This is a genomic window from Acidobacteriota bacterium (assembly GCA_019347945.1).
Taxonomy (GTDB): domain Bacteria; phylum Acidobacteriota; class Thermoanaerobaculia; order Gp7-AA8; family JAHWKK01; genus JAHWKK01.
Genome location: JAHWKK010000008.1, coordinates 20464 through 46508, shown reverse-complemented (window position 1 = coordinate 46508; position 26045 = coordinate 20464). Strand labels below are relative to the sequence as shown.

The following is a 26045-nucleotide window of genomic DNA, read 5'->3' as shown; positions in this document are numbered from 1 at the left end:
CCTTCGGCGGCTCAGGATGACGATGGGGTGGAAGCGAGGGAATGTCCCATTCGTATCTCCACCGCAGACCCGGCGCTTCGCTTTGTCCGCTTCTCTCCTCCAACCTCAAACCTCCAACCTCCAACCTGACGAGGCACGACGGTTGCTCCGAGCCGTGCCATGGATACGAAGGAATTCGAGAAGTTCATGAGGGACGTTTTCGGTGAGTCGGTCGACAAGGTGAAGCATTTCCGCGATGACCAGGTGAAGAGGGTCGAGGGGAAGCTTCACGAGCTTGCGCGCGATGCTGTGGCCGATGAGATCTCGACGTTGCGAACGAAAATCGAGGCGCTCGAGCACAAGATCGCCACTCTCGAGACGAAGCTCGAGCGGATCGGCAACTCTTGAACCTGCTGATTCTCGGAGCCGTGCTCGTATTCATCACGATCGGGATCGGTCTTCTCTGCTGGGTCTGGATGAAGCGCTCACGTGCCGCGCAGGAGAGGCTCGTCGCTCAGAATGAACGGATCATCTCGCTTCTCGAAGAGCAGAACGCGATGCTTGGAAAGAAGAGTGAAGAGTGAAGAGCGAAGAGTGAAAAGCTCCGACCGGGTACGATCTACCGCCTACTCAAGCCCTGTAGGGCGACAGATTCCGCAATACTGGTACTCCTTGAAGCTCAGTTGGCGTTTTGCGCGGCGTTGGCGCGATTGGCCGCCCGGATCATCCGCCAGCGCCAACGTCGTTCGCCCCAGGAAAGATCCTGCGGCGACCACTCGTCCCCGGCGGCTCCCGCCGGCGGATAGTCCATTCCAAGGAGCGTCATCGCGTCCGGCCACTGATTCAGTGTCGGTCCCCCGCTGCCGTCGTTGAGCTCGAGCGGCATCATCAGCGGGATCCACCGGATCGCCCAGTCCTGCCAGCGCATGGTGAACGGCTCTTCGGGCGGACCGTCTTCGTCCTCCTCGGATTCGAGGAAGATCAGGGAGAGCGCTTCGCGAGAGTAGTCACCGGTCGTCCCTTCTTCGTCCTCGCCTTCGGCTTCCTCGCCGGCGACGCTTTCGTCCGCCGCGACCTCACCCGTCTCAGGATCCTCGGAACCGGACTCCTGGGCCGCAGCCGGCACGGCGAGCGTCAGGCACAGCACAAGGGCGGCGGAAGCTCTCATTGTTGGATTTACGTGCGAGATCTTCGCCTGGTTTCGGGAGTCAGGCGGTGGCCGAACCCGCGCCGACGACATCCTTCGCGGCGTCTTTCCGGCCATACACGGAGGTCATCCAGCCGTACCGGTCCTCGACGCGCCCGTTGAGGTAGTCGAAAAACGCCGTCTGAAGCTCTTCGGTGATCGGGCCTCTCGCTCCGTTACCGACCGGGATTCGATCGACACTGCGGATCGGAGTGACCTCGGCAGCCGTCCCGGTGAAAAACATCTCGTCCGCGATGTAGAGCATTTCTCGTGGGACGCGCGACTCGGTGACCTGGTAGCCACGCTCCTTCGCGAGCGTCATCAGCGAATCCCGGGTGATTCCCGGCAGCACTGATGCTCCGAGCGGCGGCGTGATGATCCGGCCGTCCCGTATGATGAAGATGTTCTCGCCCGAGCCTTCCGACACGTAGCCGTCGGTAGCCAGCGCGATTCCTTCCTCGTAACCATCGACTCCCGCCTCCATCCGGATGAGCTGGGAGTTCATGTAGTTGGCGGTCGACTTCGCCATCGCCGGGAAGGTGTTGGGCGCCATTCGGTTCCAGGACGAGACGCAGACATCCACGCCCTTCTCGATCCCATCCTCGCCGAGGTATTTGCCCCACTTCCAGACGGCAATCATCATTTCAATCGGGCATTTGCGCGGATCGACGCCGAGGGTGTTGAACCCGCGGTAGACCAGTGGCCGGATGTAGCAATCCTTCAGGTCGTTCTCGACGATCGAGTCGATGCAGGCCTGCTCGAAATCCTCGATGGAACGTTCCGGCCGCATCCGGTAAATGCGGCAACTGTCGTAGAGCCGGCGAATGTGATCGTGGAGGCGGAAGATCTCGGGTCCGCGCTCGGTGTTGTAGCACCGAATCCCCTCGAAGACACCGGAGCCATAGTGGACGACGTGGCTGAGTACGTGAACCTTCGCGTCCTCGAAGTCGACGAAGGATCCGTTCATCCAGATTTTCGAGAGTCCTTCGAATGGCATTCGCGGTCCGACCTCCTGAGAACTGGTGCAAAGAGAGTAAGAGTATATAGGATAGCTCCGAGAAGCCGCTCAAATAACGGCACGAATCCGGCTTCACTGCCGCGCATGGAACATCGCGAACGCCATCGGATTCTCGAACGGTTCGACGAGGGTCGTCAATTCTCGGAAAAGCTTTTCGAATCTGTCATTTCCGATGCATGGTACGACCGTCCCATCGCACTCAGGCAGCCCATCGTCTTCTATGAAGGTCACCTCCCCGCCTTCAACTACAACACTCTGATGAAGAAGGCGCTCGGGCGCGGTCCGCTCGACGAGGACCTCGACGATCTCTTCGAGCGGGGGATCGACCCTGAGACCGAAGAGGAAGCGCTCGAGGCGGATGCGAACTGGCCCCGTCTGGAGAGCGTGAAGGATTACTCCAACCGCGCGGATGCCGCGGTTCGCCACGCGCTCGCCGAGGAGGCGTTCTGCGAGCCGGACAACCCGCTGCTCGCCCGATGCGAGGCGATCTACACGATCCTCGAGCACGAGTTGATGCACCACGAGACGCTCAAGTACATGCTTCACCAGCTCCCGTGGGACCGGAAGAAGCCCTCGGAGGGGAAAGTCGTCCTCGAAGGTCCCGAGATCCACCATGAAATGGTCACGATTCCCGCCGGACACGCAACGCTCGGGAGGGATCGGGAGGGCGGATTCGGCTGGGACAACGAGTTCGAGCTCCACCGGGTCGACGTTCCGGCATTTCGAATCGACCGATACAACGTGACCAATCGCGACTTCCTCGAGTTCATGGAAGCAGGCGGGTACGAGAACCGGGATCTCTGGAGCGACGAAGGGTGGGACTGGGTGAGCCGCGAGAATATCGCGCACCCCCACTTCTGGATTCCTTCCGACGGAGGCTGGAGCTGGCGCGGGATGCACGAGGCGTATCCGCTGCCGGAAAGCTGGCCGGTATTCGTCACCCATGCGGAAGCCGAGGCCTATGCGAAGTGGAAGGAGTGCCGGCTTCCGACCGAGGCGGAGTTCCATCGGGCAGCCTACGGGACACCTGACGGAGAGGAGCGGGAGCACCCCTGGGGCAATCAGGAACCGGAACACCGTCATGGCAACTTCGACCACCAGTCGACCGAGCCGATGCCGGCAGGATCCTTCCCCGAGGGTGCGAGCGCCTGGGGAATCCATGATCTCGTGGGCAACGGCTGGGAGTGGACCTCGTCGAAGTTCGAGCCGTTCCCCGGATTCCGCGAAATGCCCTCGTACCCCCCTTATTCGAGCGATTTCTTCGACGACAAGCACTACGTGATCAAGGGCGCATCCCAGGCTACGTCGAAGCGCCTGATCCGGCGGAGTTTTCGGAACTGGTTCCGCGCGACCTACCCCTACATGTACGCGAGCTTCCGCGTCGCGAAATGAGAGGAAGAAGGTTGGAAGTTTGAGGTTTGGGGTTGGAGGTTTGAGGCTGCATAGTTCACGCTCCCGGTCAGCCGCATCGTTCCTCGAACCCCAAACCCCCAACCAACCTCGAACTTCGAACCTCCAACCTCCAACGCATTCCCTCCCCGGAACAGAGGCAGCCTTCCGATCGTTGAATTCGTCGTGCTGCCGCCAGTTCACGATCGAGAGAGCGAAACGCTCGAAAAAACCGAGGAAAAACTCGAGGAACCGGACATGTTCCGGGTGGTGCTCCACAACGACGACTTTACGACCATGGAGTTCGTGGTTCACGTTCTCATGAAGATCTTTCGTCACCCGGAGCAGGTCGCCATCCGGGTGATGCTCCAGGTTCACAACCAGGGCAGCGGCGTCGCCGGGACATACACGCGGGAGATCGCGACGACGAAGGTGGCCGAGACGTCCGAGCTTGCCCGCCAGTGGGAGTACCCTTTACTTTGCACGATGGAGAGACTCTGAGTTGAACCTCGAGAAGCTCGAAGCCGTCCTTCAGACCGCGCGACGCGAAGCCGAGTCGCGACGCCACGAGTACGTGACGCTCGAGCACGTTCTGCTCGCCATCACGAGCTCGAAACGCGGCTCCGAGATCATCCTCAACTCCGGCGGTGACCCCGCAAAGCTCTCGGAGCGGATCAGGGTGTTTCTCGACACGCGAATCGAGCCGGCATCCGGTTCGGATCTCACCGTGACCGAAACGATCACACTTCGCCGGCTTCTGGAGTACGTCATCGCACAGGCTCACGGATCGAGTCAGACGCGGGTCGACGAGGGAAATCTTCTCGCGGCGATCTACGAGGTGCCCGACTCCCATGCGACCTGGTTCCTGCGCCAGGAGGGAGTGGAAAAGATCGATGTCCTGAACTACGTCTCGCACGGAATCTCGAATGCCCCGGACGAGCCCCTCCCGGACGAGTTGTTCAGCGGAAGCGAGGACGAGGACGAGACCGAATCGAACAGGGATCCCCTCCAGCTCTATGCGACCGATCTCAACGCCCGTGCCGTCGCCGGCGACATCGACCCCCTGATCGGCCGCGAGCCGGAGGTCGAGCGCGTGGTCCAGATCCTGACACGCCGGCGCAAGAACAATCCGATCCTCGTCGGCGAGCCTGGTGTCGGAAAGACCGCGATCGCCGAGGGGCTGGCGCGCGCTATCGTCGAGGAGAGAGTTCCTGTGCCGATGCGGGATGCGCGCGTATTCAGCCTGGACCTCGGTTCGCTTCTCGCCGGAACCAAATACCGGGGCCAGTTCGAGCAGAGACTCAAGGGCGTCATTGCAGCGCTCCAGAATATCGAGCACGCGATCCTCTTCATCGACGAGATTCATACGATCGTCGGAGCCGGCGCGACCAGCAGCGGCACCATGGACGCCTCGAACATCCTCAAGCCGGCGCTCGCAAGCGGCAGGCTGCGCTGTATCGGCTCGACGACTTTCGCCGAGTACAAAGCCGCGTTCGACCGTGACCGCGCGCTCGCCCGCCGGTTTCAGAAGGTCGAGATTCTTCCGCCGACGCTGGAGGACACGCTGAAGATCCTCGAGGGATTGCGCTCCTCCTACGAGGAACATCACCACGTCCGGTTCGACGACGACGCGATTCAGCTGTCAGCCGAGCTCGCTGCGAAGTTCCTCCGCGACCGGCATCTTCCGGACAGCGCGATCGACGTTCTCGACGAGGCGGGGGCGCGCGTCCATCTGCTCCACCACGAAACCGACCCGGCTCCGGTCACTGCCGCGGTCATCGAGGACGTCGTCGCGCGGATGGCGAAGGTTCCTCCCGCCTCGGTCAGCGGCTCCGAGAAAGACAGGCTTCGCAGCCTCGATGTCGACCTGAAGACCAGAATCTTCGGCCAGAGCGAAGCAATCGACCGGCTCGTCGCCATGATCCGCCTCTCCCGCGCCGGCCTCGGTCTGCCGGACAAGCCCGTCGGCTCATTCCTCTTCTCCGGTCCCACGGGAGTCGGCAAGACCGAGCTCGCAAAACAGCTCGCCGAGCTCCTCGGGGTCGAGCTGATCCGGTTCGACATGTCGGAGTACGCCGAGCCTCACACCGTGTCGCGACTGATCGGCGCACCCCCCGGCTACGTCGGTTTCGACCAGGGCGGTCTTCTGACCGACGCGGTCATCAGAACACCCCACTCGGTTGTCGTGCTCGACGAGATCGAGAAGGCGCACCCGAATCTGTTCGACCTGCTGCTCCAGGTCATGGATCATGCGACCCTGACCGACAACAACGGCAAGAAAGCGGACTTCCGCAACGTGGTCCTCATCATGACGACCAACGCAGGCGCCGCCGAGATCAGCGGGCGATCACTTGGGTTCGGCAACGAGCGCGGCCGCGGCGCGGCGCACGGCGCAATCGAGCGGACGTTCAGTCCGGAGTTTCGCAATCGCCTCGACGCCTGGATCGCCTTCGCCCCGCTCGCAAAAGATGCCGTCCTGAAGATCGTCGACAAGTTCACCGACGAGATCCGATCGCAGCTCGCACCGAAAGGCATCACGCTCGCGCTCACCCCCGAAGCCCGCGAATGGCTCGCCGTACGTGGGTTCGATTCGCTGCTGGGAGCGCGGCCCATGCGGCGGCTGATGCAGAAGCAGATCAAGGAGAGGCTCGTCGGCGAGATTCTGTTCGGGCCGTTCGAGGACACCGGAGGACATGTGATCGTCGACATCAACGGCGACGAGCTGGCCATCCGGACTTCAGCCGAGGCCTGAGCGGGCGGCTCCGGCGTCGAAGCTCCGCCCACGCCACTCGAGCTTCCGGCGCACGCCGTTCATCCATGCTGACCGGAGCGCGATCCAGGCGAAGACCACGGTCATCAAAGGATGGCCGAACAGAGCGTTGTCCATCCGGTAGCCGAGCGATCGAAACGCCACGACTCGCACGGCCGTCAGGAGAACGAGTGCTGCGCATCCCGCACTCACCCAGCTCGGAACCGCCAATCCGTTCGACACCGCGTACACCATCGCCACCGCCGCGACATACGGAAGCACGTGAAAGACCATGCTCGCGGAAGCGAGCGCGAACACCGACCATCGCCCGCCGAACGCGTACCAGGCGTTTTTCGTGAATCCGCGAACGATCTCTCCGAGGCCGTGGTACATCCGGATCGAGGCGAGGTGGCTCGCCCGGAAAATCTGCACGCGCCCGCCGCTGAGCCGCACCCGGCGCATCAGGCCGACGTCATCGACGACCGCGTTCTTCAACGCCTCGTGTGTCCCGGCACGCATCCATGCTTCCCGGGTCACGACGTTCCCCACGCCGCTGCCGACGGTCATCGTGGTGAATTGATTCCGGTTGAAGAGCCACAGCGGCAGATAGGCGACCAGAGCGAGCGGCAGATTCCCCATCAGGACGTGCTCCCAGAACCCCTTCATGACGAGTCTCGGGAAAATCGTCAGTCCGTCGAGGTTCTCCGATAGCAGTGTCGTGACCGCCGCCGCGACAGCCTGAGGCTCCCATCGGACGTCGGCGTCACAAAAGATCAGGACGTCGCCGCGCGCCCGGCTCGCTCCCTGCTGAAGCGCCCACGGCTTTCCCAGCCAGCCTTCGGGGGTCGCCGTCCCCTCGACGACGATCAGTCGGGACGACGAGATGCCGGCCAGAATCCGCGGCGTTGCGTCGCTGGAGCGGTCGTCGACCACGACGATCTCGAGATCCTGCCACGTCTGATTCAGAAAGCCCTGAACGGTCGCCTCGATCGCCCGCTCTTCGTTGCGGGCGGGGATGATGACCGAGACCGGAGGTACGGAATCGATGGCACGCACTTCAATCCGTCGAAAGGCCCGGAGATTCGCGGCCAGGTTGCCGCAGGCAGCGAGCCAGAAAGCCGCCGTCAGGACCGCCAGAGTGAGCGTGGCCCCCTCCGATCAGCTCGAGACGAGCTTGCGGTTCGCCTCGAGGCTGTACGGCGAATCGTTGTACTCCTCGGCGATTCGCTTCCAGTAGGCTTTCGCGGCATCGTCGTCGCCATGCATCTCATGAGCTCGCGCGAGAAGCGCGAGCAGAGCGGGCGTCGGAAGCGCGTCGGGCTCCGAATCATCGAGCTGCGACTGAAGCTCCGCGATGACCTCTTCCGCATCGCCGCTGGCGAGACGGTTGTTGTAAAGCGACCATGCCGCCGCTCCCGCAAGATACTCTCCCCGATGTTCGTCGACGAACTGCTGAAGCTCGGCACGAGCCTGCTCTTCCCGTCCCTCGCGCAGGTCCATCCCGGCGAGGTAGAGGCGGGCGACATCGGCGGCGTCGCTGTAGCCGTATTGCTCAACGACTTCTTCGAAGATCGGTCGCGCGGCCGCCTGCTGCTCCTCGATGGTCTCGTATGCGGGATCATCCGGGCTCGCGGGCGCCGTCCCCGGCGATGCCGACATGATCCGGATTCCGTCGGCCAGCCTGGTCTGTGCCTCATCCTCCTGGGCGCTCCGGTACATGACGAATCCCGCAGCCGCCGCGGCGATCACGGCGATCACAACCGTCGCGAGAATCAGTTTCGACCGGTTCTCCGCCGCAAACGTGTAGGCGTTGCTGATCTCATCGAGGAACTTGTCGTGCTTGATGTCGTGTCTCGTCTGGCGATCCATAGGAAATCGTCTCCCGTTGAACTTTGTCTTACTGAGTGTGACCTTTTATACTCGAGCCGTCGGTGGAGTGCGCCGGTCAGCGGCACTGAGATTGCAAAAGTGCCGCATGATTAGTCGATCGTTCCATACGAGGAGGCTTTCGAACATGAACCGACGCGGCTTTTTCGCCGCCCTGCTGCTCGTCGTCCCCCTGCTGACCGTACCGGTGCAAGCCGAGGCTGAGAACCGGGAGCCCGCGGCGACTATTCTCTGCTATCACGTGGTGGAATCTCCGTCCGACACGCGCTTCGGAATCACCCGTGAGACGTTCAACCAGCATCTCGACTATCTCGACGACGCCGGCTATAACGTCGTCTATCTCGCAGATCTCTACGACTACCTTTCCGGCAAGCGCGAATCTCTTCCGGAAAACCCCGTCGTCATCACGTTCGACGACGGCTGGGCCTGCACCTACGACATCGTCTACCAGGAGATGCAGCGGCGGGGCATGCCGTTCACCGCCTTCATCTACCCGAAGTTCATCAACGGGAGCCGTTTCGCGCTGACCTGGGAAGAGATCCGGGAGATGTCGGACAACGGAGTCGATATTCAGAGCCACACGCTCTCGCACGGTTTCCTGACCCGAAGGATGCAAACGGAACGGGACGATTACGGGCGCTGGCTTCAGGACGAGCTGCTTCGGAGTAAGAAGATTCTGGAAGAGAAAACCGGCAAGCCGGTCCGCTTCCTCGCCTACCCCTACGGAGAGTACGACACCCCCGTGACGCGGGCGACCGAGAGGGCTGGTTACGATGCCGCTCTTACCTGCAACTTCGGCCGGAACGAACGCGGAATTGACCCATTCCGGCTGCGGCGGGTCGTGATCGACCAGACGACGACCTTCGACCAGTTCCGCCAGTATCTCGGCGCCGGTAAGCTCGCGGTGGAAAACGTGACGCCGCGGCAGGGGCGTGGGGCCAATCCCTCGTATCCGGTCGTTGGTGCGCGAATCGTCGAGCCGGAGCAGATCGAGAGCGACAGCGTCCGGCTGGCAGTCATGGGCCACGCCGACCTCCCGTTCTTTTACGACGAGCGCGACGGTTCGGTCTCGCTCGTCCTGAACAACCCGATCGGAGAGGGGAAGCCGCTCGACGTCGTCCTCTGGGCGACCTCGAAGGAAACCGGCGAGCGGCTCGAAGCGTCGTGGCAGGTCCGCTTCCCCACACGTCCGGCCGTCGCCGAGGGGAAAGGATCCGTCAACCCGGCTGCCGGGCGTCAGGGCTCGAAACGCCGGTGACCGGCGAACCGGTCGACCAGCCTCCGCTGCTCACGGCGAAGGACCGGAAGCGCCTCAAGAGCGAAGCCCATCATCTCGAGCCCGTCGTTCGCATCGGGAAGAACGTCCTCACGGAGGGCCTGGTCGACGAAACGAATCGCACTCTGGAAGCACACGAGTTGATCAAGATTCGAATCGACTCGGATGACCGGGAGACCCGTAGGTCGCTCGCCGCGGAACTGGCGGAACGATGCGGAGCCGCGCTGGTCGATAGCATCGGCAAGATCTCGATTCTCTACCGGCCCAACGAAGAGGAGTAGGCCGGCGCTGACGGGCGCGCTTTTGCCATCAGGGCCTCACCCGGTGGCGATACCCGCGGCTCGTTCATTCGAAGATCACGTCGGAATCGAGCCGGTCCCATTCCCTTTTCCCCACCGGTCGTCCCGAGCGGGCGGCGCGCTTGCGGTGTCCTTTCGTTTCAGCGTAATCAGCGGGCGGGATGACCGGGGCGGTCGGGAGACTGGCGAAAAGGTTTGATCACGGCGTCTGGAATCAGGCGATGCGTTCTTCGACCATCATGTCGACGCCTGAATTGAGCCGGTCCGACCCGTCCGACCTGTCCGCCAGGGTTCGATCCCTCTCGAGCGCCTTGTTCTGTATGATTCCGCGGCAATGGAATACCACGGTTCTGTACTTTCGATCGGCGGAGTATCCATCGAAGAGCTCACGGCGAGCCACGGGACGCCGCTGTACGTCTACGACGCGAGCGTCATCCGCGCGCAGATCCGCCGGGTCGAACGCGCATTCGCCGGTCGCTCCATCCGTCCCTTCTATGCGATGAAGGCCAACTCCAACGTCAGCATCCTCTCGATGTTCGCCGAAGCCGGCTTCGGTTGTGACGCCGTCTCCCCGGGGGAGATTCTCCTCGCCCGGGCGGCCGGTTTCGAAGGATCCGACATCTGGTTCACCTGCTCGAACGTCTCCGACGAGGACCTCCGCTTCGTCGCCGTCGAGCCGAGAGTCATCATCAATCTCAACTCGTTCTCCGAGCTCGAGAGAGTCGTGAGTCTCGGCATCCGGAACAAGATCTCGCTTCGCGTCAACACGGAAGTCGGAGCCGGTCATCACAAGGACGTCGTGACCGGCGGGTTCGGTGTGAAGTTCGGATTCGAGATCGAGGACCTGCCCGTCGCACGACGGGAGGCCGCGGATGCCGGCTTGAAGATCACCGGGCTCCACGCTCATATCGGTTCCGGCATCGAGTCGATCGATCCGCTCCTCGAGTCAGCCAGACGCCTGATCGAGCTCTCGGGGGACTTTCCCCATCTGGAAGTGCTGAACTTCGGTGGCGGTCTGTCGGTGCCCTATCGCCCCGGCGAACAGGAGTTCCCTATCGACGAGTACGGGGCGGCACTCACCGGTCTGATGCGCGAGGTTCTCCGGGACCGCGGAATCTCGGGAATCATCGAGCCGGGACGATACCTCGTGGCCGCCAGCGGTTCGCTGATCACGCGGGTCACGGCGCGCCGCCTCAGCCATGAATACACCTGGATCGGATGCGACACCGGATTCAACCACCTCGTCAGGCCATCGCGCTACGGCGCGTACCACCACATCCTCAACGGTTCACGCGGATCGGACGACTGGCTCCGGACGAAAGTCTCCGAGGAATGGGACCCGCGGCACGGGGTCCTCGTGGCCGGCAATCTTTGCGAGTCAGGCGATCTCTTCACGCGCGAAGGCGACGAGCTCCGCCCGCGACCGATGCCCGAGACCGCGGTCGGCGATCTGCTGGTCTTCTGCGATACCGGCGCCTACGGGTTTTCGATGGGATCGCATTACAACTCGCGACCGATGCCGGCCGAGATCCTGATCGACGACGGCAAGGCCGAGGTGATCCGTTCGAGGCAACCGCTCGAAGCACTTCTCGAAGACCAGCCGCACGAGGAGAAGCGGTGAAGGAGCGCGTCGGGCTCATCCGTGCGGTCGGGGTCTGGGGTCTGGTCGCGTTCTGCATCAACGCCGTCGTCGGAAGCGGTGTCTATCTGCTGCCGGGGGAGACGTTCCGGCTGCTCGGCCCCTTCTCTCTCTGGGCTCCTCTCCTCTTCGCGATTCCGGTGTTCATCCTCGCCCTCTGTTTCGCGGAGGCGGCGAGCCACTTCGACGAGCCGGGCGGTGCCTATCTCTACACGCGTGAGGCGTTCGGCGACTTCATCGGTTTCGAGACCGGCTGGATGAACACGATCGCCAGGGTCACATCACTCGCATCGCTCGCCAACGGATTCGTGCTGTCGCTCGCCCGCCTCTTCCCTGCGACGGGCGAAGGCGTACCGAGAACGCTGCTCATCGCGTTCTCGCTGATCCTGTTCGGCGTTCTGCACGCGATCGGCATCCGGCTCGGCGCTCGGACAATCTATCTCTTTACCTGGGGAAAGCTGATTCCCCTGATCATCTTTGTGATCGTGGCGATTGCCGCCTTCCGCATCAATCCGATTCCGATCTCGTTCTCGCTGCCCCAGGGCGACGTCAACTGGGGGAACGCGGCGCTGTTTCTCCTCTTCGCCTACGCCGGATTCGAGAACGTCGGCATCCCCGCGGGTGAGTACCGCAACCCGAAAAAAGATCTGCCGATCGCGCTCCTGATGGGAATGCTGGCAATCGCCGCCGTCTACTCGCTCGTCCAGCTGGCGGCGATGAGTGCCATGGGAGATCTGTCGACCTCACCGACCCCGATCGCGGATGCCGCTGCGGTCGTGATGGGGCCGGTCGGGGTGACGTTGATCACGATCGGGGCAATCATCTCGATTCTCGGAACGAACATGGGAACGACGCTCGAGGCCTCCCGGATGATTTTCGCGCTGACCCGCGACCGGAAGCCGTTTCGCTTTCTCGGATACGTTCATCCGTCGACGCACACGCCGGTCTGGTCGATTTTCCTTCTGGTCGCCCTCGCCGTCCCGGTCGCAGTCGCGGGAACGTTCGCAACGCTCGCTCTGCTGAGCGCGGGCGCCCGGCTGACGACGTATCTCTTTACGGCGGCAGCGGTGCCTCGCCTCAGGCGGCTCGGAACAGGCTTCGTCACGCCGGGAGGACTCCTCGTCCCGATCCTCGGGGTGCTCGTCTCGCTCTATCTGATGACGCGGCTCGAGACGAAGCAGCTGATCGCCCTCGGAATTGCGCTTCTGGTGGGCGCGGCGGTCTACGGAGTTTCGGTACTCGCCGGAGGTCGTGTCGGCGCTCCACCCGCAGCGCCACCCCCCGCCGATCCGGCTCCCTGAGTTTCCTCAGCGTACCTCTCGTGGAGATTGACCGGATCGTGAACCTTCCGGACCCTCATGTTCAGCATCTCCACCAATACCGAGAAGCCCATGGCGAAGTAAATGTAACCCTTCGGAATGTGTTGATCGAGTGACTCCGCGACCAGCGCCATTCCGATGAGCAGGAGAAAGCTCAGCGCGAGAATCTTGACTGTCGGATGCCGTTCGACGAAATTCGAAATTGCCGTAGCCGAAACCATCATGACTCCCACGGCAATCATGACTGCGGCGACCATGACCGAAATGTGATCCGCCATCCCCACAGCGGTGATGACTGAATCGAGCGAGAAGACGACGTCGAGAAGCATGATCTGAAAGATGACCGATCCGAACGTCGCGGCGGTTTTCTTGCTCGCCTCCCCTTCTTTTCCCTCGAGCTTGTCGTGAATCTCGAAGGTCGCCTTCGCCAGCAGAAAGAGTCCGCCACCCATCAGAATGAGGTCTCGTCCCGAGAGCTCCTGCCCGAGGACGCTGAAGAGCGGATTCTCGAGCTTGATGACCCACGCGATCGAAAAGAGGAGGAGAATTCGAGCGATCATCGCCGCGGCGAGGCCGAGCTGCCGCGCTTTGGCCTGCTGCTCCAGCGGGAGTTTCCCCGCCAGGATCGAGATGAAGATGATGTTGTCGATTCCGAGAACGATCTCGAGCGCCGTCAGCGTCACGAGCGCAAGCCAGATCTGGGGATCAGTCAGCATTTCGACCATCGGTTCCTCCGCTCAGCAGACGAGCGTCTGCTCTTCGAATAGCACTCCCCGGGCATGAAGCCCGCTGATGATTCGCTCCCACAACTCCGGGTCGGAACCGAGCATTTCCAGGGGCAAAACTCCCTCGAGTTCGATCTCTTTCCGGCCCAGCATCCCGGCGATGATCGCGCAGGGAAACCCGGTCGTCCTCGCCATCGACGAGTCGCCCGTCGCATCGTCGGTCTCATCGTAGAGCTCATACCTCAGCTCTTTTCGATGGCCATCCCTGGTTCCAGCCACATCCACACGGAGATAGGTCATCTCCCGCTCTCCGTCAGGACGCTCCCACGCGTCGAACAACAGCCGTTCGCTCAGCGACCTGGGTCGAACACGAACGCCTTCGATCTCGACGGCTTCGTCGGAGAAAAAACCGGCCTCCCGCAGCATTCGCATCCTTTCGGCGTGTCCCGGATACCGAAGCGTCTTTTCCTTCATGTTCGTCGCCTCGATCGTGTGCATGATCGTCCGGAGCCCGTCTGTGTTGAATGCCTCGAGCGTTCCGACCTGCGGAAAATCGATCAGCTCGACTTCCGACAGCGCCGGCTTCGTGACCACGATCCCATTCTCGACCAGCCGGGCCGGACGGAGATACTCCTCGATCACGTCCGTCGGCGAAAAAACGCTCCGGTACTCCCATGGCCAGAACCGGGTCAGCGGCAGGCCGCCCACGTAAATCGTGACCTCTTCGACCTCGTCCATCCCCGCCGCCGCACGTCCCACCGCGAGATTCGAAAGCCCAGGCGATACGCCCGCGTCGATCACGGCCGCCACACCGCGCCGCTTCGCCTGCCCGTCGAGATCGAGCGCATTCTCGGGCGCGAATGAAATGTCGGAGATCGGTTTGCCCGCTTCGACGACCGTCCGAAGCATCTCGTAGCCGAAGTGCCCCGGCACCGCACCGACAACCGCGTCGCTGTCGCGGATCACCCGCACGATCTCCGACGAGTCGCTCAGATCCACACGCTCCGTCGTGATTCGCGGGATGTCATTCAGCGAATCGAGCCGCTCCTCCGAGACATCCACCGCGAGCACTTCCACCCCCTGGCCGGCCGCCAGATCCTTTGCGATCAACCCCCCGACGAGCCCGCAACCAAGAACGGTGATTTTCATGGCCGCGGAATCATACACGGAGAGAGACAGGGATTAGGGACGAGAAGCGAGCGACGAGCGACGAGGGGCGAGGGCAAGGAGGCTCACTTCGCTCGCCATGATTGGAAGAGAAACCCCTATGAACTTCGGTGACGGATCTCAACAAGAGCTTCCTTCGCAATCGCGAGCAGCGCGAGCGCAGCATCGCTCGTCCCGCGCCCCTCGCCCCGCCTCCGGTCTCTCTAAGCCGATCGCGAGCGACGCGAGCGCACCACCCCTCGCCGCTCGTCGCTCGCCTCTCGTCGCTCAGAGCACCACTTTCAAGATATGAAGCGATCATTACATCTAACGAACCGTTCAATCTTTGCCATGAATTGTCGTCACCTGCTGCCGCAATACCTCACACAGCATCTTAGCTTTGGCGAGTCCCTCCGTTTCGAGCGCCTTCCGCGCGACCGCGCGCGCTCGCTCCATCAGCTCCGGCTGCGCCAGCGGATCGCCGTACCGGAAAAGATTCGCGCCCGATTGCCGCACCCCGAAGAGATGTCCGAAGCCGCGCTGCTCGAGATCGATCCGGGCGAGCTCGAAGCCATCCGGGGTCGAGGCGAACAGACGGAGTCGCCGCTTCCCCTCCTCCGATGCGCGCTCGTCACGGACGGCGACGCACCACGACTGGCGGGAGCCGCGTCCGACGCGCCCGCGCAGCTGATGCAGCTGGGACAGCCCGAACCGGTCGGCGTCGTGGATCACCATGACGGTCGCATCGGCAACGTCGATCCCGACCTCGACGATCGTCGTCGCCACGAGGATCTTCGTTTCCCCTCTCGCGAATCGTCGCATCACGGCGTCCTTCTCCTCTGAGCTCATCTGGCCGTGCAGCGGCTCCATCCGCACGCCCGGAAATCTCCGCCGAAGATTTTCGATCTCTTTCCGGATCGCCGCATGAGCGGACTCTTCGCTTTCGTCGATGAGGGGGAAAACGAAGTAGGCCTGGGCCCCGGATTCGATTTCTTCCCGTACGAACCGATAGATCTTTTCGAACTGAGCGCTCCCCCGCGTCACGGTTCTGATCCCGGGCCGTCCCGGCGGGAGCTCGTCGATGACCGAAAGATCGAGGTCGGCGAATGCCGCGATCGCCATCGAACGGGGAATCGGCGTCGCGCTCATGACGAGAACATCCGGCACGACTCCCTTGCGGATCAGGTCACGCCTCTGCTTCACACCGAAGCGGTGCATCTCGTCGACGATCGCGAGCCCGAGGTTACCAAACTCGACTCCCTCCTGGATCAGCGCATGAGTTCCGACGACGAGATCCGTTTCTGCGGAAGCGATTCTCCTGAGGACGGCCCTCCGTTGCTCCCCCTTCACCGACGCCGTGAGGATGTCGGTCCGGACTCCCTCTGCGTCGAGCATTCCCCGGATTCGTTCGAAGTGCTGCTCCGCGAGGATCTCGGTCGGCACCATGAAGGCGACCTGGCGGCGATTGCGGATCACGATGACCGCGGCGATGAGCCCGACGATCGTTTTCCCGCTGGCGACGTCTCCCTGGAGCAGGCGGTACATCGGCCGGTCGGACTCGAGATCCGCGACGATTTCCCGCACCGCACGCTTCTGTGCCCCGGTGAGTCTGAACGGAAGCATCCTCCCGATCCGACCCTTCAGCTCTTCCCCGACCTCGAGCGGCGGGCGGGATCGCCCTGCTTCCTCCTCCATCCGCGACACCGCGAGCATGAGCTGAAAGGCGAAAAACTCCTCGACGGCGAGTCTCGTGCGGGCATTGCGCACGCATTGCGTGAGAGCCTCGTCGATCTCCGCCGGGAAGTGGACCGGCACGAGCGTTTCCGCGAGCGAGCCCACACCGAGCGCTTCGGCGAGCTCCCGCGTCAGAGGATCCTCAGGGGCTCCGAGAACCTCGAAGGCGCCGTGCACCAGCTTCCGGGTGGCGGCCGGCGTCATCCCCGCCAGCACCGGGTAGACCGGGATCACGGAATCCTCCGCGGCGTCTTCCGCGGAAGCGAGGGACCAGTCCGGATTTTCGATCTGGAGCCGCTTTTTCGAGTTGACGCGAGGCTGTCCCCAGATGGTGATGATCATGTCGCGGGCGATCTTCTCCTTCAGCCACGCCTGATTGAACCAGACCACCGAGACCCTCCCCGTCCCATCGTCGAGGACCGCCTCGAAGATCCCGAGCCTCCGGACGGGGCTCCGCTTCGCATGGGCCGAGACGATTTTTCCGGTGAGCTTGACCGGCGTGCCGATGAAGGATGCGAGATCGGCGACATCGGAGCGGAGGCGGCGGTCCTCGTATCTCGAGGGGAGGTGGCGCACGAGGTCGCCGAGCGTCCGGACTCCTGCAGCGTTGAGAAGCGAAGCGCGCTTCTCAGCGACGCCGGGGATCACCGTGACCGGGCTGTCGAGAGCCGGAGCGGTCGTCACTCGTCGTAGACGACCTTCATCTGGACGAGTCCGATGCGGACGCGGTCGCCCCCCTTGATCGGATGGGGAACTCCCGTCTGAATTTTCTCGTCATTGACGAAGGTCCCATTGAGGGTACCGACCTCTTCCAGCATCGCCCAACCGTCGTCGTGCCGGATGATCTTGGCATGCCGCCGGGATACCGAGCGGTCGTCATCGACCTCGGTGAGGTCGATGTCGGGCCGGATTCCCGTGACGGGATCTGCCCGTCCGATCAGGGTCTCCGCCCCCTGGGCGAACGCATAGGCCGTCCCGGACCCGAGCTCGACGAGCCTCCGGGTCACGCTTCCCGCCGGCGCTGGTGTGTGGGTCGTGTCGAGGTCGACGTTTTCCGGATGCACATGCGTTCGCGACATCATCTCGAGAAGCCGGTTTGCCTCCCTCAGCCGTCGCGAATACTTCCTGATGATGCGGATTGCGATCTCGGGGTTCTTCCGCAGCATCTCGTTGAAGCGGGTGCCGTTGATGACGAGCAGGGTCACGTCGGTGGCGGCGACGGCGTCGGCACTCCGAGGCTGGCTCTCGATGACCGACATTTCGCCGAAGAAGTCGCCTTTCTCGAGAACCGAAAGCGTCCGCATCTCATCCCCGAGCCGCTTCCGGATGTGGACCTCCCCCTCCTGGACGATGAACATCTCGGTCCCGAGCTCCCCTTCGATGAAAATCGAGTCCCCTTTGCCGAAACTGACGGTGTACTCTTTGCGGGGATCCTTCTGCCCGGCGCCGGTGCTCTTGAAGACGGCCATCACCGGGCCTCCGGGATGGCGGTCGCGGGGTCGGGAAAAACGATCGAGCAGCTTTCGGTATCCACGGTCACCCTCGCTCCGAACGGGATGAGGACGTTGTTCCCGTGATGTCCGAAGGGGAGGTCACAGACGACCGGAATGCCCAGGGGTATGAAGAAATCACGAAGGAGACTGTGCGCGGCCCGCTCATCACTTCCACAATTTTTCAGACGCCCGATCAGCACGGCACGGAGTGAGCGCAATCTACCAGACAGACGGAGGTGGGTCAACATACGATCGATGCGATAGAGATCTTCGCCGACGTCCTCGAAGAAGAGAATTCCGTCGTCGATCCAGAAGTCCCACGGTGTCCCTGCCATCGCGACGATCAGCGAGAGGCATCCGCCGAACAGCGTCCCCTCCGCCTCCCCCTCGGCGAGCACCGCCTCCCGCTCGAAGTCGAGCTTCATCGGGGAGGCGCCGGCAAGCATCTTCCACAACCACTTCTCCACCGGCTCGCTGAGCCCTTCGAAGAGATCGAAATCGAGCATCGGCCCATGAAAGGAACCGAAGCCGGTCTCGCGTGCGAGCGCCATGTGCAACGCCGTCACGTCGCTGTAGCCGACCACCGCTCTGGGGTCGTTGCGAAACGCCTCGTAGTCGATCTGATCGAGGATTCGCATCGCCCCGTAGCCTCCCCGCGTAAAGAAGATCGCATCGATCGATGCGTCCCGGAGAAGAGCGTTGAACTGGTCGACCCTCTCCGAATCGGGGCCCGCGAGGTAGGTTCGGTCCCGCTCCCGCTCGAACGCATTTGACGCGAGTGTCACACGGAATCCTCGGGTTTCCAGCGCCCGCACTGCAGCTCCCGTGGACTCCCGTCCCGCCGTCGATGAGAGGGCGGCGACACCGATGTGGCCTCCTGGGAGGAGCGGTCTGGGTGGTCGGAGTGTCAAGCCGCGAAAGTATAGAGGATGTAAGGATCTGAGGATTTGAGAAAAGGATATGAGGATCTGAGGATTTGAGGATTTGAGATGAGGATATGAGGATTTGAGGAAATCCCCATGTCCTTACATCCTCATATCCTTCTGAAAAATGTCTGCATGCCGACATTGACGATAAATCGCACGAAAATCAGAGGTTATCCGCATGAATTGTTGACAAATCGGCCGCCAGGCCTGGCGGCTTTGTTTGCTTCATCCGTTCAATCGAACATGGCGATTTGGTCGCATTCGATTCTGTTGCGGGCTCGACCTCGAGAGTCGCCTCATTTCTTTCCCCCGGCTGAAGCCGGGGCTAATCTCTGACGCCGCCTTTGGCGCCTTTGTCGGTCAACCTCACAGCCTCATTCCTGAACTCTGGATCCTGAATCCTGAATCCTGGATCCTAATATCCTCATATCCTAAAAAAAGGAGTGGGCCTGTAAGCCGAATTCTGTCCCCGAAGGGGAGGATCATTCATCTGGCCTCGATGTTACCACCGAGACTCGAGCGACCTACCCGGAAGCTCGAATGGAGACGGGCGGCTCCGTCGCTTCCCTATTTGGTCTTGCTCCGCAGGGGGTTTGCCTTGCCGCCGACACTCGCGTGCGGCGCGGTGCGCTCTTACCGCACCGTTTCACCCTTACCTCCGAAGAGGCGGTCTGTTCTCTGTTGCACTTTCCGTCGCGTTACCACGCCTGGACGTTATCCAGCCTGCTGCCCGTGGGAGTTCGGACTTTCCTCGATCCTGCGATCGCGATCCTCCGGCCCACTCCGGATACAGGAACCGATTCGGCACTCGATGCATTCTCGGAAGAGAGGAGACTGGATCCAGGAATCAGGAGCACCGTCCGGCGGCCGAGGATTCGAGAGTAGCGTGGCTGCCACCACGAGCCGAACGGACGGAAGAATCGTGCGGAACGCCAGCGATGGTTTTATCCCACTGAGACGGGCAGGCAGGGCCTCGAGGTCTCGGATTCCGGCTCCTGTCTCCTGATTCCTGTCTCCTGATCCCTATTCTCCGAACACCCGCGCCACGTCGATCACCACCGGCGTTCCCCCATCCCGAAGACGCTCCGGAATTTCCCCGCTCCCCTCCTCCGCCTCCGCCCTCGTCTCATACCGCCCCCAGAAAACCCTGTAACAGGGCTCCCCACGAAACGAGATCGGCACCCACCACACCATTGCCCCCCCCACCTCCTCGGCGAGATTCACCGACGCTGTCTGACACACGATCTCGAACTGGACCGTGTACGGAACCGTCGCGAGCTCCCGCCGGTACTCCGCTGCCATCCGGTCGTGCCGCGCACGATCCGCCGAGACCTCCTCCGAAACCGCAGCCGCCGGCGGCGCCACCGGAGTCGGATCGCCAGCCTCAGAAACCTCAGGTATTACTTGAGGTTCTGGAGGGGCGGCTTCTTGTTGGTCAGCAGCGCCCCCGCCAGCTTCCCCCGGATCCGTTGGACTCCCGATCCCTCCGGTTCCGGTCGCCGGAACGGCCAACTCGTCCCTGTCGATCGGGGCCGCTGGCGACCTCGCCTCGACGACTCGCTCATCCCCCACCATCCGAGGCCTCAGCAGGAACCACCAGCCGGCCGCGAGCACGACCAGCAGAAACAGCAGCGCGATCAGCGGCCACTTCGCGCTTCGACGCGTCCCTTTCACCGGCGGTTCCACGGGCTCCAGATAATCCGGCGCTGGTGCATCGTCATAGCCGGGAATCGGAACGTACTCCGGCTCCTCCCCCTCTCCATAGTGCCATCCGGGCGGCGCTTCCCCCTCGGGGTCACCGAGCGGCGCCGGATCCGGGGAGTCGACCAGCGACTGCGTGCCGAAGTCATCCGGCGAGGTCGAATCCGGCACATCGTCGTCAATCGAGGGAAAGAGCGGAGCCTGGCTGATCGCGCTGCCGGAGAGGTCCTTCGCCACCGGGACGACCAGACCGAGGGTGGCGAGGCCATGAAGAAGTTTGAGCGCGAGAAACGAGTCAGAGCCTGACTCCGCGGCGATCTCGTCCCCCGAGCGCTTCCCGTCGATCAGCGAGACGATCCTGTCGGCAGCGTCGTTCAAACCGAGGAGTTTGTAGCGGTCGTCGAAATCGGAGGGAAGGCGGAAGACGCGGGATCCGACCCCGGTCTCGCTCTCGAACCGGGCGCGGTCGCGCACTCCGAGAATTGCCTCGAGGATGATCTGCCGGACGGTGAATACGCTCCCCTCGCTTCGCGTCGAGACGTAGTCGGGTATCAGCGTATAGGATCCGTCGTTCCACTCCTCGAGCTCGTTGATCACGCGGACCAGTTGTGCACGGCGCGCCTGCCGAAGCTCCTTCTGCGCTACGAAGCCGAGCCGGAGAAGCGCCTCGCCGATCGATTCGGTTCCCTGCCGCTTCGCGAACGCCTGATCGACGTGATCCCGTGAGATCCGGCCGGCCTCGATCAGGACAGTCTCGATCGACTGATCGTCGCGGCTGGTTCCGGCGGAGAGGAGGTTTCCGTCCTGAAAATAGAGGATCCGTAGCTCGCCATCGCGCTCGAACCGGACAGCGCCCGTGAACTCGTCATCGGCGAGCGACATCAGGGCCGGCTGCAGCGTGATCTCTTCGATCGCCCCTTCCGTCTTGAACCGTGTCATCTCTCCCCTCTCGTGAAACTCTCAGCCGTGAAGCTGATCGTACACTGCCCCGCCGACCTTCGGCCCGAGCACCTTGGTCAGATCACGTCTCGAAGCCTGCTTCACAGCAGAGAGGCTGCCAAAGTGCTCGAGCAGCAATCGCTGGCGCTTCACTCCGACGCCGGAAAGCTCCGCGAGCTCGCTTCTCAGCGTTCGTTTCGATCGCCGCCTCCGGTGCGAAGTAACGGAGAATCGGTGCGTCTCGTCGCGGATCAGCTGGAGGAGCTGAAGCGCCGGATCATGCCGCTCGAGCCGGATCGATTCCGCGGCGCCCGGGAGGAAGAGCTCCTCTTCTCTCTTTGCGAGGCCGATCACGAAGACGTCCTCGATCTCGAGGCTTGAGAGCGCCGCCACCGCCGCGGCGAGCTGGCCCTTTCCACCGTCGATCAGGATGAGATCCGGCAGGTCCCGCTGCTCGGCGAGCACCCGCTTGTACCGTCGGGCCACTGCTTCACCGATCGAGCGGAAGTCGTCCGCACCTTCGACGCTCCGGATATTGAACAGCCGGTACTCCTTCCTCCTGAGCGCCCCGTCGTCGAAAACCACCATCCCCGCGACCGAGTCACTCCCCTGTATGTTGGAGATGTCGAACGATTCGATCCGCTCGATCGGCTTTTCGGTCTCGAGGATGGCGGCGAGCCGCGACGCGGCTTCGCGCCTCCGGTCGCTCGTGCTCTTCCTGAATCGCGAGTGATGTGCGAGCACGGCATTCTTCTGCGCCATCGCGAGCCGCTCGACGCCGCCGCCACGCTTCGGCACACGGATCGAGACTTTCGCTCCGCGACGATCCGCCATCCATTCCTCGATGAGCTTCCGGTCGTCCGGATCCACCGGCACCAGAACCTCCGGCGGAATGAACAGGTTGTCGTTGTAATACCGCTGCACCGCCTCGGAGAGAAAGTGCGCAGCATCGACCTCTCCCTCCTTCTCCCAGAAGAGCTCTCTCCGGTCGACGAGGTTGCCATCGCGAAGAATGAAGATCTGGACGGCGACGTCGCCCCCCTCTTCGTGGAATCCCCAGACATCGACCGATCCGCCCGCCGCCGAGGCGACGTTCTGTTGCGACTGGATCTTCTCGACGGTCCGGATCAGATCGCGGTAGTGCGTGGCGACCTCGAAATTCTGGCTTTCGGACGCCGTGTACATCCGGTTCCTCAGCCGTTCGAGGAGCTCGCGGCTCCGTCCTCCGAGGAAGAGAGCGACGTCGTCTGCGAGAGCGAGGTAGTCGTCGCGGCTGACGAGCCCGGTGACGCACGGGCCGGGGCAACGCTTCATGTCGTAATAGAGGCAGGGGCGCGGCAGAGCGCTCTCCCCTTCGGTGATGTCGAGATCGCAGCTTCGCAACTGGAACTGATCCTGGATGAGCTTGAGAATCTTCCGCGCGGTGCCGGCGAAGAACGGTCCGAAGTAGAGGTCACCCTTGGTCCGGCCGACTTTCCGTGTGAAGACGGCGCGCGGAAAGTCTTCCGACATCGTCAGCTTGACGTAAGGGTATGTCTTGTCGTCGCGGAGAAGGACGTTGTAGCGGGGCTGGTGGTTCTTGATGAGGTTGTTCTCGAGGAGGATCGCCTCGAGCTCGTTGCTCGTCGTGACCGTGTCGATCGAATCGATCTCGTTGACGAGCGCCATCGTGCGTGAGTCGCGGGCGCCCTTGCCGACCAGGTACGAATTCACCCGGTTCCTCAGGTTGCGCGCTTTCCCGACGTAGATCACTTCGCCGGAGCGGCTCTTGTGCATGTAGACGCCCGGCCGTTCGGGGAGCTCACGCACTATGCGGCGGAGCGATTCGAATCTTTCGGCGTCGGTGGACATGCCGTTTCACGGAACGTCTGGTGGAAGGACACCATTTCTGAGGAAGAGTGAAGAGTGAAGAGTGAAGAGTGAAATGGCCTGCCGCCACGATCTCGCGCGATGCCTCCCATCCCGGGAGGGCGAGGCGCCTGCCGAGCCGCACCGTAACGACCTCGCGCAATTGATCACTCGTCATTCTGAGCCATTTGAACGGCACAATGCGCCGGTGAACCGGAAATGACACCTGTGAGTGCAGAAACAACCGCACTCGCATACTCAAACCGACGTCATCCTGAGCGGGCGGTCGGGCGGGCAGGCGAAGGACCTCGCAGGTTGGGACATCAGACCAAGCGAAGCGCTGCAAAGGATCGAAGTCCAACAGTTTCGTCGTCGTTTCATTCTGAGCCCGCCGAAGGACGGGCGAAGAATCGGGGCGTGGGCTCGTGCCAGAATGTCAGCGCCAACCCGCGCTTCTTTCGATCGGGCCTATCACGCCAGATCGTCAGGGTGCGGCTCGACAGGCGCCTCGCCCCTGGAGAGCAACGCCAACCTCAAACCTCCAACCTCCAACCCGCTTCACCCGAACCAGAGAATGTCGTACCGCTTCCGGCGTACGTTGTAGACCGGATCGCGGTCGATACGGATGTCGACGAGCGTCGTCGTGAACGGATGAAACAGCGTGAAGTCGGGACGCGGTTTGCCCGGCCTTCGCAGATACGGCGTCAGGTCGATCGTGCCGATCCACGGATCCTTCCGCACGGCGAGACCTTCGTCGCGCCACGCCTCGTACTGCACGAGCGCCGTTCCGGTCGACGCGGCGATCGACATCCAGAGCGTCTCGAGGCGTTCCGGCTGCAGATCGCTGAGATTGACGTGGAACGACCGGTAACTCGCGTCGCGCGAGTAGACGTGCACATCGGTGTCGAATTCTTCGAGCTGGTGCTCGGCGCTTCCCGTCTTTCGCCGATAGAGCTGCATGTTCCAGTCGGTCACCGGGTCTCCGCGATCGTCGAGGAGGCGGACGACGAACTGCTGGAACTGCTCCATCCCCTCCCGGAGCCCCATCGCATGGCCGACGTCGGGTCGCTTCCACCACGCCTCGAACTGCGCCTTCGTGTCGACCTCGAGCGCGGCAACGACCATCTCGACGAGCTCGGAGGGTGGATCGGAGAGGATCGTCCCGTGGTTCACGCCCCCAACCGGAACCATCTCCATTCGTGCGTTCACCCACTCGCTGACATCGATCCGTTTCGCGCTGGTCGTCACGCGATCGCGCCGCGTGAGATCGATCGTGATCTTCCGCGCGTCGAGCGAGCATCCCGCCCACAGCACCGTGCCGTCGGTGCCCGGCTCGTTCACCAGCTGGCGGATCCCCTTGTAGGTCTCGTTGCCGCAGAAGGTGAAGACCCAGGGCGTCCGCGCGTTCGGGCCGAAGACGGGCGGGTTTGCGAGCGCATCCTCGTGCGCGAGATCCCAGAGAAACGTGCTCGCCAGCTCGAGATCGTAGAGGACGCCGTCTCCCGCTTCGAGAAAGTCGGCGCCGAGCTCCTTTCTCCCCTTGAAGAGTGCGCCGAGAAAACTGCGCCCCTTGTGTGCGAGCGGCGAGCCGAACGAAGCGGGCGCGAGACCGATCAGATGCTGCAGCCGCTTCGGCGCCGAGGCGAACTGCGCGAGCCACGCACGAACGACGAGCATGCCGGTGGAGTGAACGATCGCGTCGAACTCCTCGTCGTCGTCGAGTCCGGCTTCCTTCTTCAGGGCGCGCTCGAACGCCTCGCCGAGGTCGCGGATCCAGATCTCGTTGGTGAGCGTCTCGTAGTGGACGAGACGGATGACTTCCGGCTTGTGACCGGCCTCGGTGAGCGCGGCCTTCCACTTCCGCAGCGACCGCGCCTTGTCGGAGTAACCGTGAAGGATGACGACGGGACGGGACATCGTGTGATCACCGTGAATTGTACGACGGCTTTCGGGTCGTCAGCTCAGTCGCCGGAGCGAGAAACCCGGGGTCGGGTCCGAACTTGGAACTTAACTCCCAGATCGCGGCACGTCCCGGACAAACTCGGAGTTAAGTTCCAGGTTCGGACCCGACCCCGCAACAACGGCTCGTCTTCGCACGAGTTACTGGCGCCGCTCCAGCTCGGGCGAGGTCCAAAGCCAGATGGCGAGAAGCCCAAACGCGGTGAGGTTGACGACGACGAAGGACCAGCGGCCCAACGGCAGTGAAATCCCAATGATCGAGGCAATAAGCAGCGCCGCCACCCGGACCCCATTGAACATGAAGATCGCGCCGACCCAGCGTGCCAGCCCCCTGCCGCGCCAGGCCGCAAGGCCGATGATGAGAAGGCCCGCAGCCCACACTACCTGCCGCATACTCCGCCAGCCGCGCTCCCAGGCGAAGAAGCGCCGAAACTCTCCTTCAATGAAAGCCGCATCTTCCGCGCCGGCGACATAGCTTCGCGCGTAGTCCAATGAGAACGTGAAATAGTCGATCGAACGCGGAACGATCTCTAACACCTGCCACATCACCAGCCAAGCACCGGCGAGTATCGTCAGGCCTGGCGCTACCGGAAAAACCTTTACGGCAAGGACCACCAGTGCAATGAACATCGCCAGCACCTGAAGGAGGATCGTAAGGGACTGCGCCTGGAATGTCGGATCAGCGTAGGCCCGGATGATGCCGCCGATCCCGGGCTCCGGAGCGCCGGGAGCAAGGATTACCTGCGCCACAACGATACCGACGACAGCGGCCAGCGAGGCAGCGGCACCGAATCGGAAGAAGCTGGCATCAGGCGATGCAGTCATCATGGCGA

General features: G+C 62.7%; 23 protein-coding genes and 1 other RNA gene. 9 read left to right on the top strand and 15 right to left on the bottom strand.

The genetic code is table 11. The features are described from left to right. Positions 1–159: 159 nt before the first annotated feature. Both KY459_07040 and KY459_07035 read left to right on the top strand, forming a co-directional pair. Positions 160–387 (top strand): hypothetical protein, encoded by a 228-nt coding sequence (locus KY459_07040; GenBank protein ID MBW3564462.1) that lies wholly within the window; start codon positions 160–162, stop codon positions 385–387. After that, entirely contained in the window at positions 384–563 is a 180-nt protein-coding gene (locus tag KY459_07035; protein MBW3564461.1) for a hypothetical protein, read from the top strand. The genes KY459_07040 and KY459_07035 overlap by 4 nt, the downstream gene beginning before the upstream one ends. A gap of 95 nt (positions 564–658) precedes the next feature. Here the strand turns inward: KY459_07035 and KY459_07030 are convergent, their stop codons facing one another. Further along, complete coding sequence (locus KY459_07030) at positions 659–1147, bottom strand: hypothetical protein (GenBank protein MBW3564460.1); 489 nt, start codon at positions 1145–1147, stop codon at positions 659–661. A 40-nt stretch (positions 1148–1187) separates the two neighbouring features. Then, complete coding sequence (locus KY459_07025; GenBank protein MBW3564459.1) at positions 1188–2162, bottom strand: branched-chain amino acid transaminase; 975 nt, start codon at positions 2160–2162, stop codon at positions 1188–1190. Positions 2163–2267: 105 nt separating this feature from the next. Here KY459_07025 and KY459_07020 point away from each other — a divergent pair, with 105 nt between their 5' ends. The 3 genes from KY459_07020 (at position 2268) to clpA (ending at position 6324) form a co-directional block, all read left to right on the top strand. Beyond that, positions 2268–3575 (top strand): SUMF1/EgtB/PvdO family nonheme iron enzyme, encoded by a 1308-nt coding sequence (locus KY459_07020; GenBank protein ID MBW3564458.1) that lies wholly within the window; start codon positions 2268–2270, stop codon positions 3573–3575. A gap of 183 nt (positions 3576–3758) precedes the next feature. Continuing rightward, entirely contained in the window at positions 3759–4073 is a 315-nt protein-coding gene (gene clpS / locus KY459_07015; protein MBW3564457.1) for an ATP-dependent Clp protease adapter ClpS, read from the top strand. Position 4074: 1 nt separating this feature from the next. Then, positions 4075–6324, top strand: a complete 2250-nt coding sequence (gene clpA, locus KY459_07010; protein ID MBW3564456.1) for an ATP-dependent Clp protease ATP-binding subunit ClpA — start codon at positions 4075–4077, stop codon at positions 6322–6324. On the opposite strand, the gene KY459_07005 is transcribed toward clpA, so the two are convergent. Together KY459_07005 and KY459_07000 are read right to left on the bottom strand one after the other, a co-directional pair. Then, positions 6310–7377, bottom strand: a complete 1068-nt coding sequence (locus KY459_07005) for a glycosyltransferase family 2 protein (protein MBW3564455.1) — start codon at positions 7375–7377, stop codon at positions 6310–6312. The genes clpA and KY459_07005 overlap by 15 nt on opposite strands. Positions 7378–7479: 102 nt before the next feature. After that, positions 7480–8190, bottom strand: coding sequence for a tetratricopeptide repeat protein (locus KY459_07000; protein ID MBW3564454.1), 711 nt, complete (start codon positions 8188–8190; stop codon positions 7480–7482). 145 nt (positions 8191–8335) lie between these two features. On the opposite strand from KY459_07000, the gene KY459_06995 reads away from it, so the two are divergent. The 4 genes from KY459_06995 to KY459_06980 all read left to right on the top strand — a co-directional run bounded on the left by KY459_06995 (position 8336) and on the right by KY459_06980 (position 12723). Further along, positions 8336–9466, top strand: a complete 1131-nt coding sequence (locus KY459_06995; GenBank protein MBW3564453.1) for a polysaccharide deacetylase family protein — start codon at positions 8336–8338, stop codon at positions 9464–9466. Between the two features lie 26 nt (positions 9467–9492). Further along, a complete protein-coding gene (gene yhbY / locus KY459_06990) occupies positions 9493–9765 on the top strand; it encodes a ribosome assembly RNA-binding protein YhbY (protein ID MBW3564452.1) in 273 nt (90 codons plus the stop codon). 352 nt (positions 9766–10117) lie between these two features. After that, a complete protein-coding gene (lysA, locus tag KY459_06985; protein ID MBW3564451.1) occupies positions 10118–11404 on the top strand; it encodes a diaminopimelate decarboxylase in 1287 nt (428 codons plus the stop codon). Continuing rightward, positions 11401–12723, top strand: coding sequence for an APC family permease (locus tag KY459_06980; protein ID MBW3564450.1), 1323 nt, complete (start codon positions 11401–11403; stop codon positions 12721–12723). Before lysA ends, KY459_06980 begins: the two co-directional genes overlap by 4 nt. Here the strand turns inward: KY459_06980 and KY459_06975 are convergent. The 11 genes from KY459_06975 to KY459_06925 all read right to left on the bottom strand — a co-directional run bounded on the left by KY459_06975 (position 12645) and on the right by KY459_06925 (position 26040). After that, positions 12645–13466, bottom strand: coding sequence for a TerC family protein (locus KY459_06975; GenBank protein MBW3564449.1), 822 nt, complete (start codon positions 13464–13466; stop codon positions 12645–12647). The genes KY459_06980 and KY459_06975 overlap by 79 nt on opposite strands. Positions 13467–13478: 12 nt before the next feature. Next, a complete protein-coding gene (locus tag KY459_06970; protein MBW3564448.1) occupies positions 13479–14615 on the bottom strand; it encodes a saccharopine dehydrogenase NADP-binding domain-containing protein in 1137 nt (378 codons plus the stop codon). 336 nt (positions 14616–14951) lie between these two features. Continuing rightward, entirely contained in the window at positions 14952–17030 is a 2079-nt protein-coding gene (gene recG / locus KY459_06965) for an ATP-dependent DNA helicase RecG (protein MBW3564447.1), read from the bottom strand. Then, positions 17027–17815: a cyclic nucleotide-binding domain-containing protein gene (locus tag KY459_06960; protein MBW3564446.1), complete on the bottom strand. Its 789-nt coding sequence runs from the start codon at positions 17813–17815 to the stop codon at positions 17027–17029. The genes recG and KY459_06960 overlap by 4 nt, the downstream gene beginning before the upstream one ends. Then, complete coding sequence (locus KY459_06955) at positions 17815–18750, bottom strand: LD-carboxypeptidase (protein MBW3564445.1); 936 nt, start codon at positions 18748–18750, stop codon at positions 17815–17817. Before KY459_06955 ends, KY459_06960 begins: the two co-directional genes overlap by 1 nt. A 451-nt stretch (positions 18751–19201) precedes the next feature. Then, positions 19202–19550, bottom strand: an RNA gene (gene rnpB, locus KY459_06950) — RNase P RNA component class A. A 238-nt stretch (positions 19551–19788) separates the two neighbouring features. After that, positions 19789–21405 carry a hypothetical protein gene (locus KY459_06945; protein MBW3564444.1) on the bottom strand — a complete coding sequence of 539 codons (1617 nt, stop codon included), beginning with the start codon at positions 21403–21405 and terminating at the stop codon, positions 19789–19791. A 21-nt stretch (positions 21406–21426) separates the two neighbouring features. Next, positions 21427–23214 carry an excinuclease ABC subunit UvrC gene (gene uvrC / locus KY459_06940; protein MBW3564443.1) on the bottom strand — a complete coding sequence of 596 codons (1788 nt, stop codon included), beginning with the start codon at positions 23212–23214 and terminating at the stop codon, positions 21427–21429. Then, positions 23207–23431: a hypothetical protein gene (locus KY459_06935; protein MBW3564442.1), complete on the bottom strand. Its 225-nt coding sequence runs from the start codon at positions 23429–23431 to the stop codon at positions 23207–23209. The genes uvrC and KY459_06935 overlap by 8 nt, the downstream gene beginning before the upstream one ends. A 380-nt stretch (positions 23432–23811) precedes the next feature. Further along, a complete protein-coding gene (locus KY459_06930; protein MBW3564441.1) occupies positions 23812–25170 on the bottom strand; it encodes an alpha/beta hydrolase in 1359 nt (452 codons plus the stop codon). A gap of 183 nt (positions 25171–25353) precedes the next feature. Further along, positions 25354–26040, bottom strand: a complete 687-nt coding sequence (locus KY459_06925; protein MBW3564440.1) for a hypothetical protein — start codon at positions 26038–26040, stop codon at positions 25354–25356. Between the last annotated feature and the right edge of the window lie 5 nt (positions 26041–26045).

Bases quoted from the DNA above. Each gene is read 5' to 3' on its own strand.
- KY459_07040 (MBW3564462.1), top strand. From the start codon at position 160: ATGGATACGAAGGAATTCGAGAAGTTCATGAGGGACGTTTTCGGTGAG.
- KY459_07030 (MBW3564460.1), bottom strand. From the start codon at position 1,147: ATGAGAGCTTCCGCCGCCCTTGTGCTGTGCCTGACGCTCGCCGTGCCG.
- KY459_07025 (MBW3564459.1), bottom strand. From the start codon at position 2,162: ATGCCATTCGAAGGACTCTCGAAAATCTGGATGAACGGATCCTTCGTC.
- KY459_07020 (MBW3564458.1), top strand. From the start codon at position 2,268: ATGGAACATCGCGAACGCCATCGGATTCTCGAACGGTTCGACGAGGGT.
- KY459_07000 (MBW3564454.1), bottom strand. From the start codon at position 8,190: ATGGATCGCCAGACGAGACACGACATCAAGCACGACAAGTTCCTCGAT.
- KY459_06995 (MBW3564453.1), top strand. From the start codon at position 8,336: ATGAACCGACGCGGCTTTTTCGCCGCCCTGCTGCTCGTCGTCCCCCTG.
- lysA (MBW3564451.1), top strand. From the start codon at position 10,118: ATGGAATACCACGGTTCTGTACTTTCGATCGGCGGAGTATCCATCGAA.
- KY459_06975 (MBW3564449.1), bottom strand. From the start codon at position 13,466: ATGGTCGAAATGCTGACTGATCCCCAGATCTGGCTTGCGCTCGTGACG.
- KY459_06970 (MBW3564448.1), bottom strand. From the start codon at position 14,615: ATGAAAATCACCGTTCTTGGTTGCGGGCTCGTCGGGGGGTTGATCGCA.
- KY459_06960 (MBW3564446.1), bottom strand. From the start codon at position 17,815: ATGGCCGTCTTCAAGAGCACCGGCGCCGGGCAGAAGGATCCCCGCAAA.
- KY459_06945 (MBW3564444.1), bottom strand. From the start codon at position 21,405: ATGACACGGTTCAAGACGGAAGGGGCGATCGAAGAGATCACGCTGCAG.
- KY459_06935 (MBW3564442.1), bottom strand. From the start codon at position 23,431: ATGACGAGTGATCAATTGCGCGAGGTCGTTACGGTGCGGCTCGGCAGG.
- KY459_06930 (MBW3564441.1), bottom strand. From the start codon at position 25,170: ATGTCCCGTCCCGTCGTCATCCTTCACGGTTACTCCGACAAGGCGCGG.
- KY459_06925 (MBW3564440.1), bottom strand. From the start codon at position 26,040: ATGATGACTGCATCGCCTGATGCCAGCTTCTTCCGATTCGGTGCCGCT.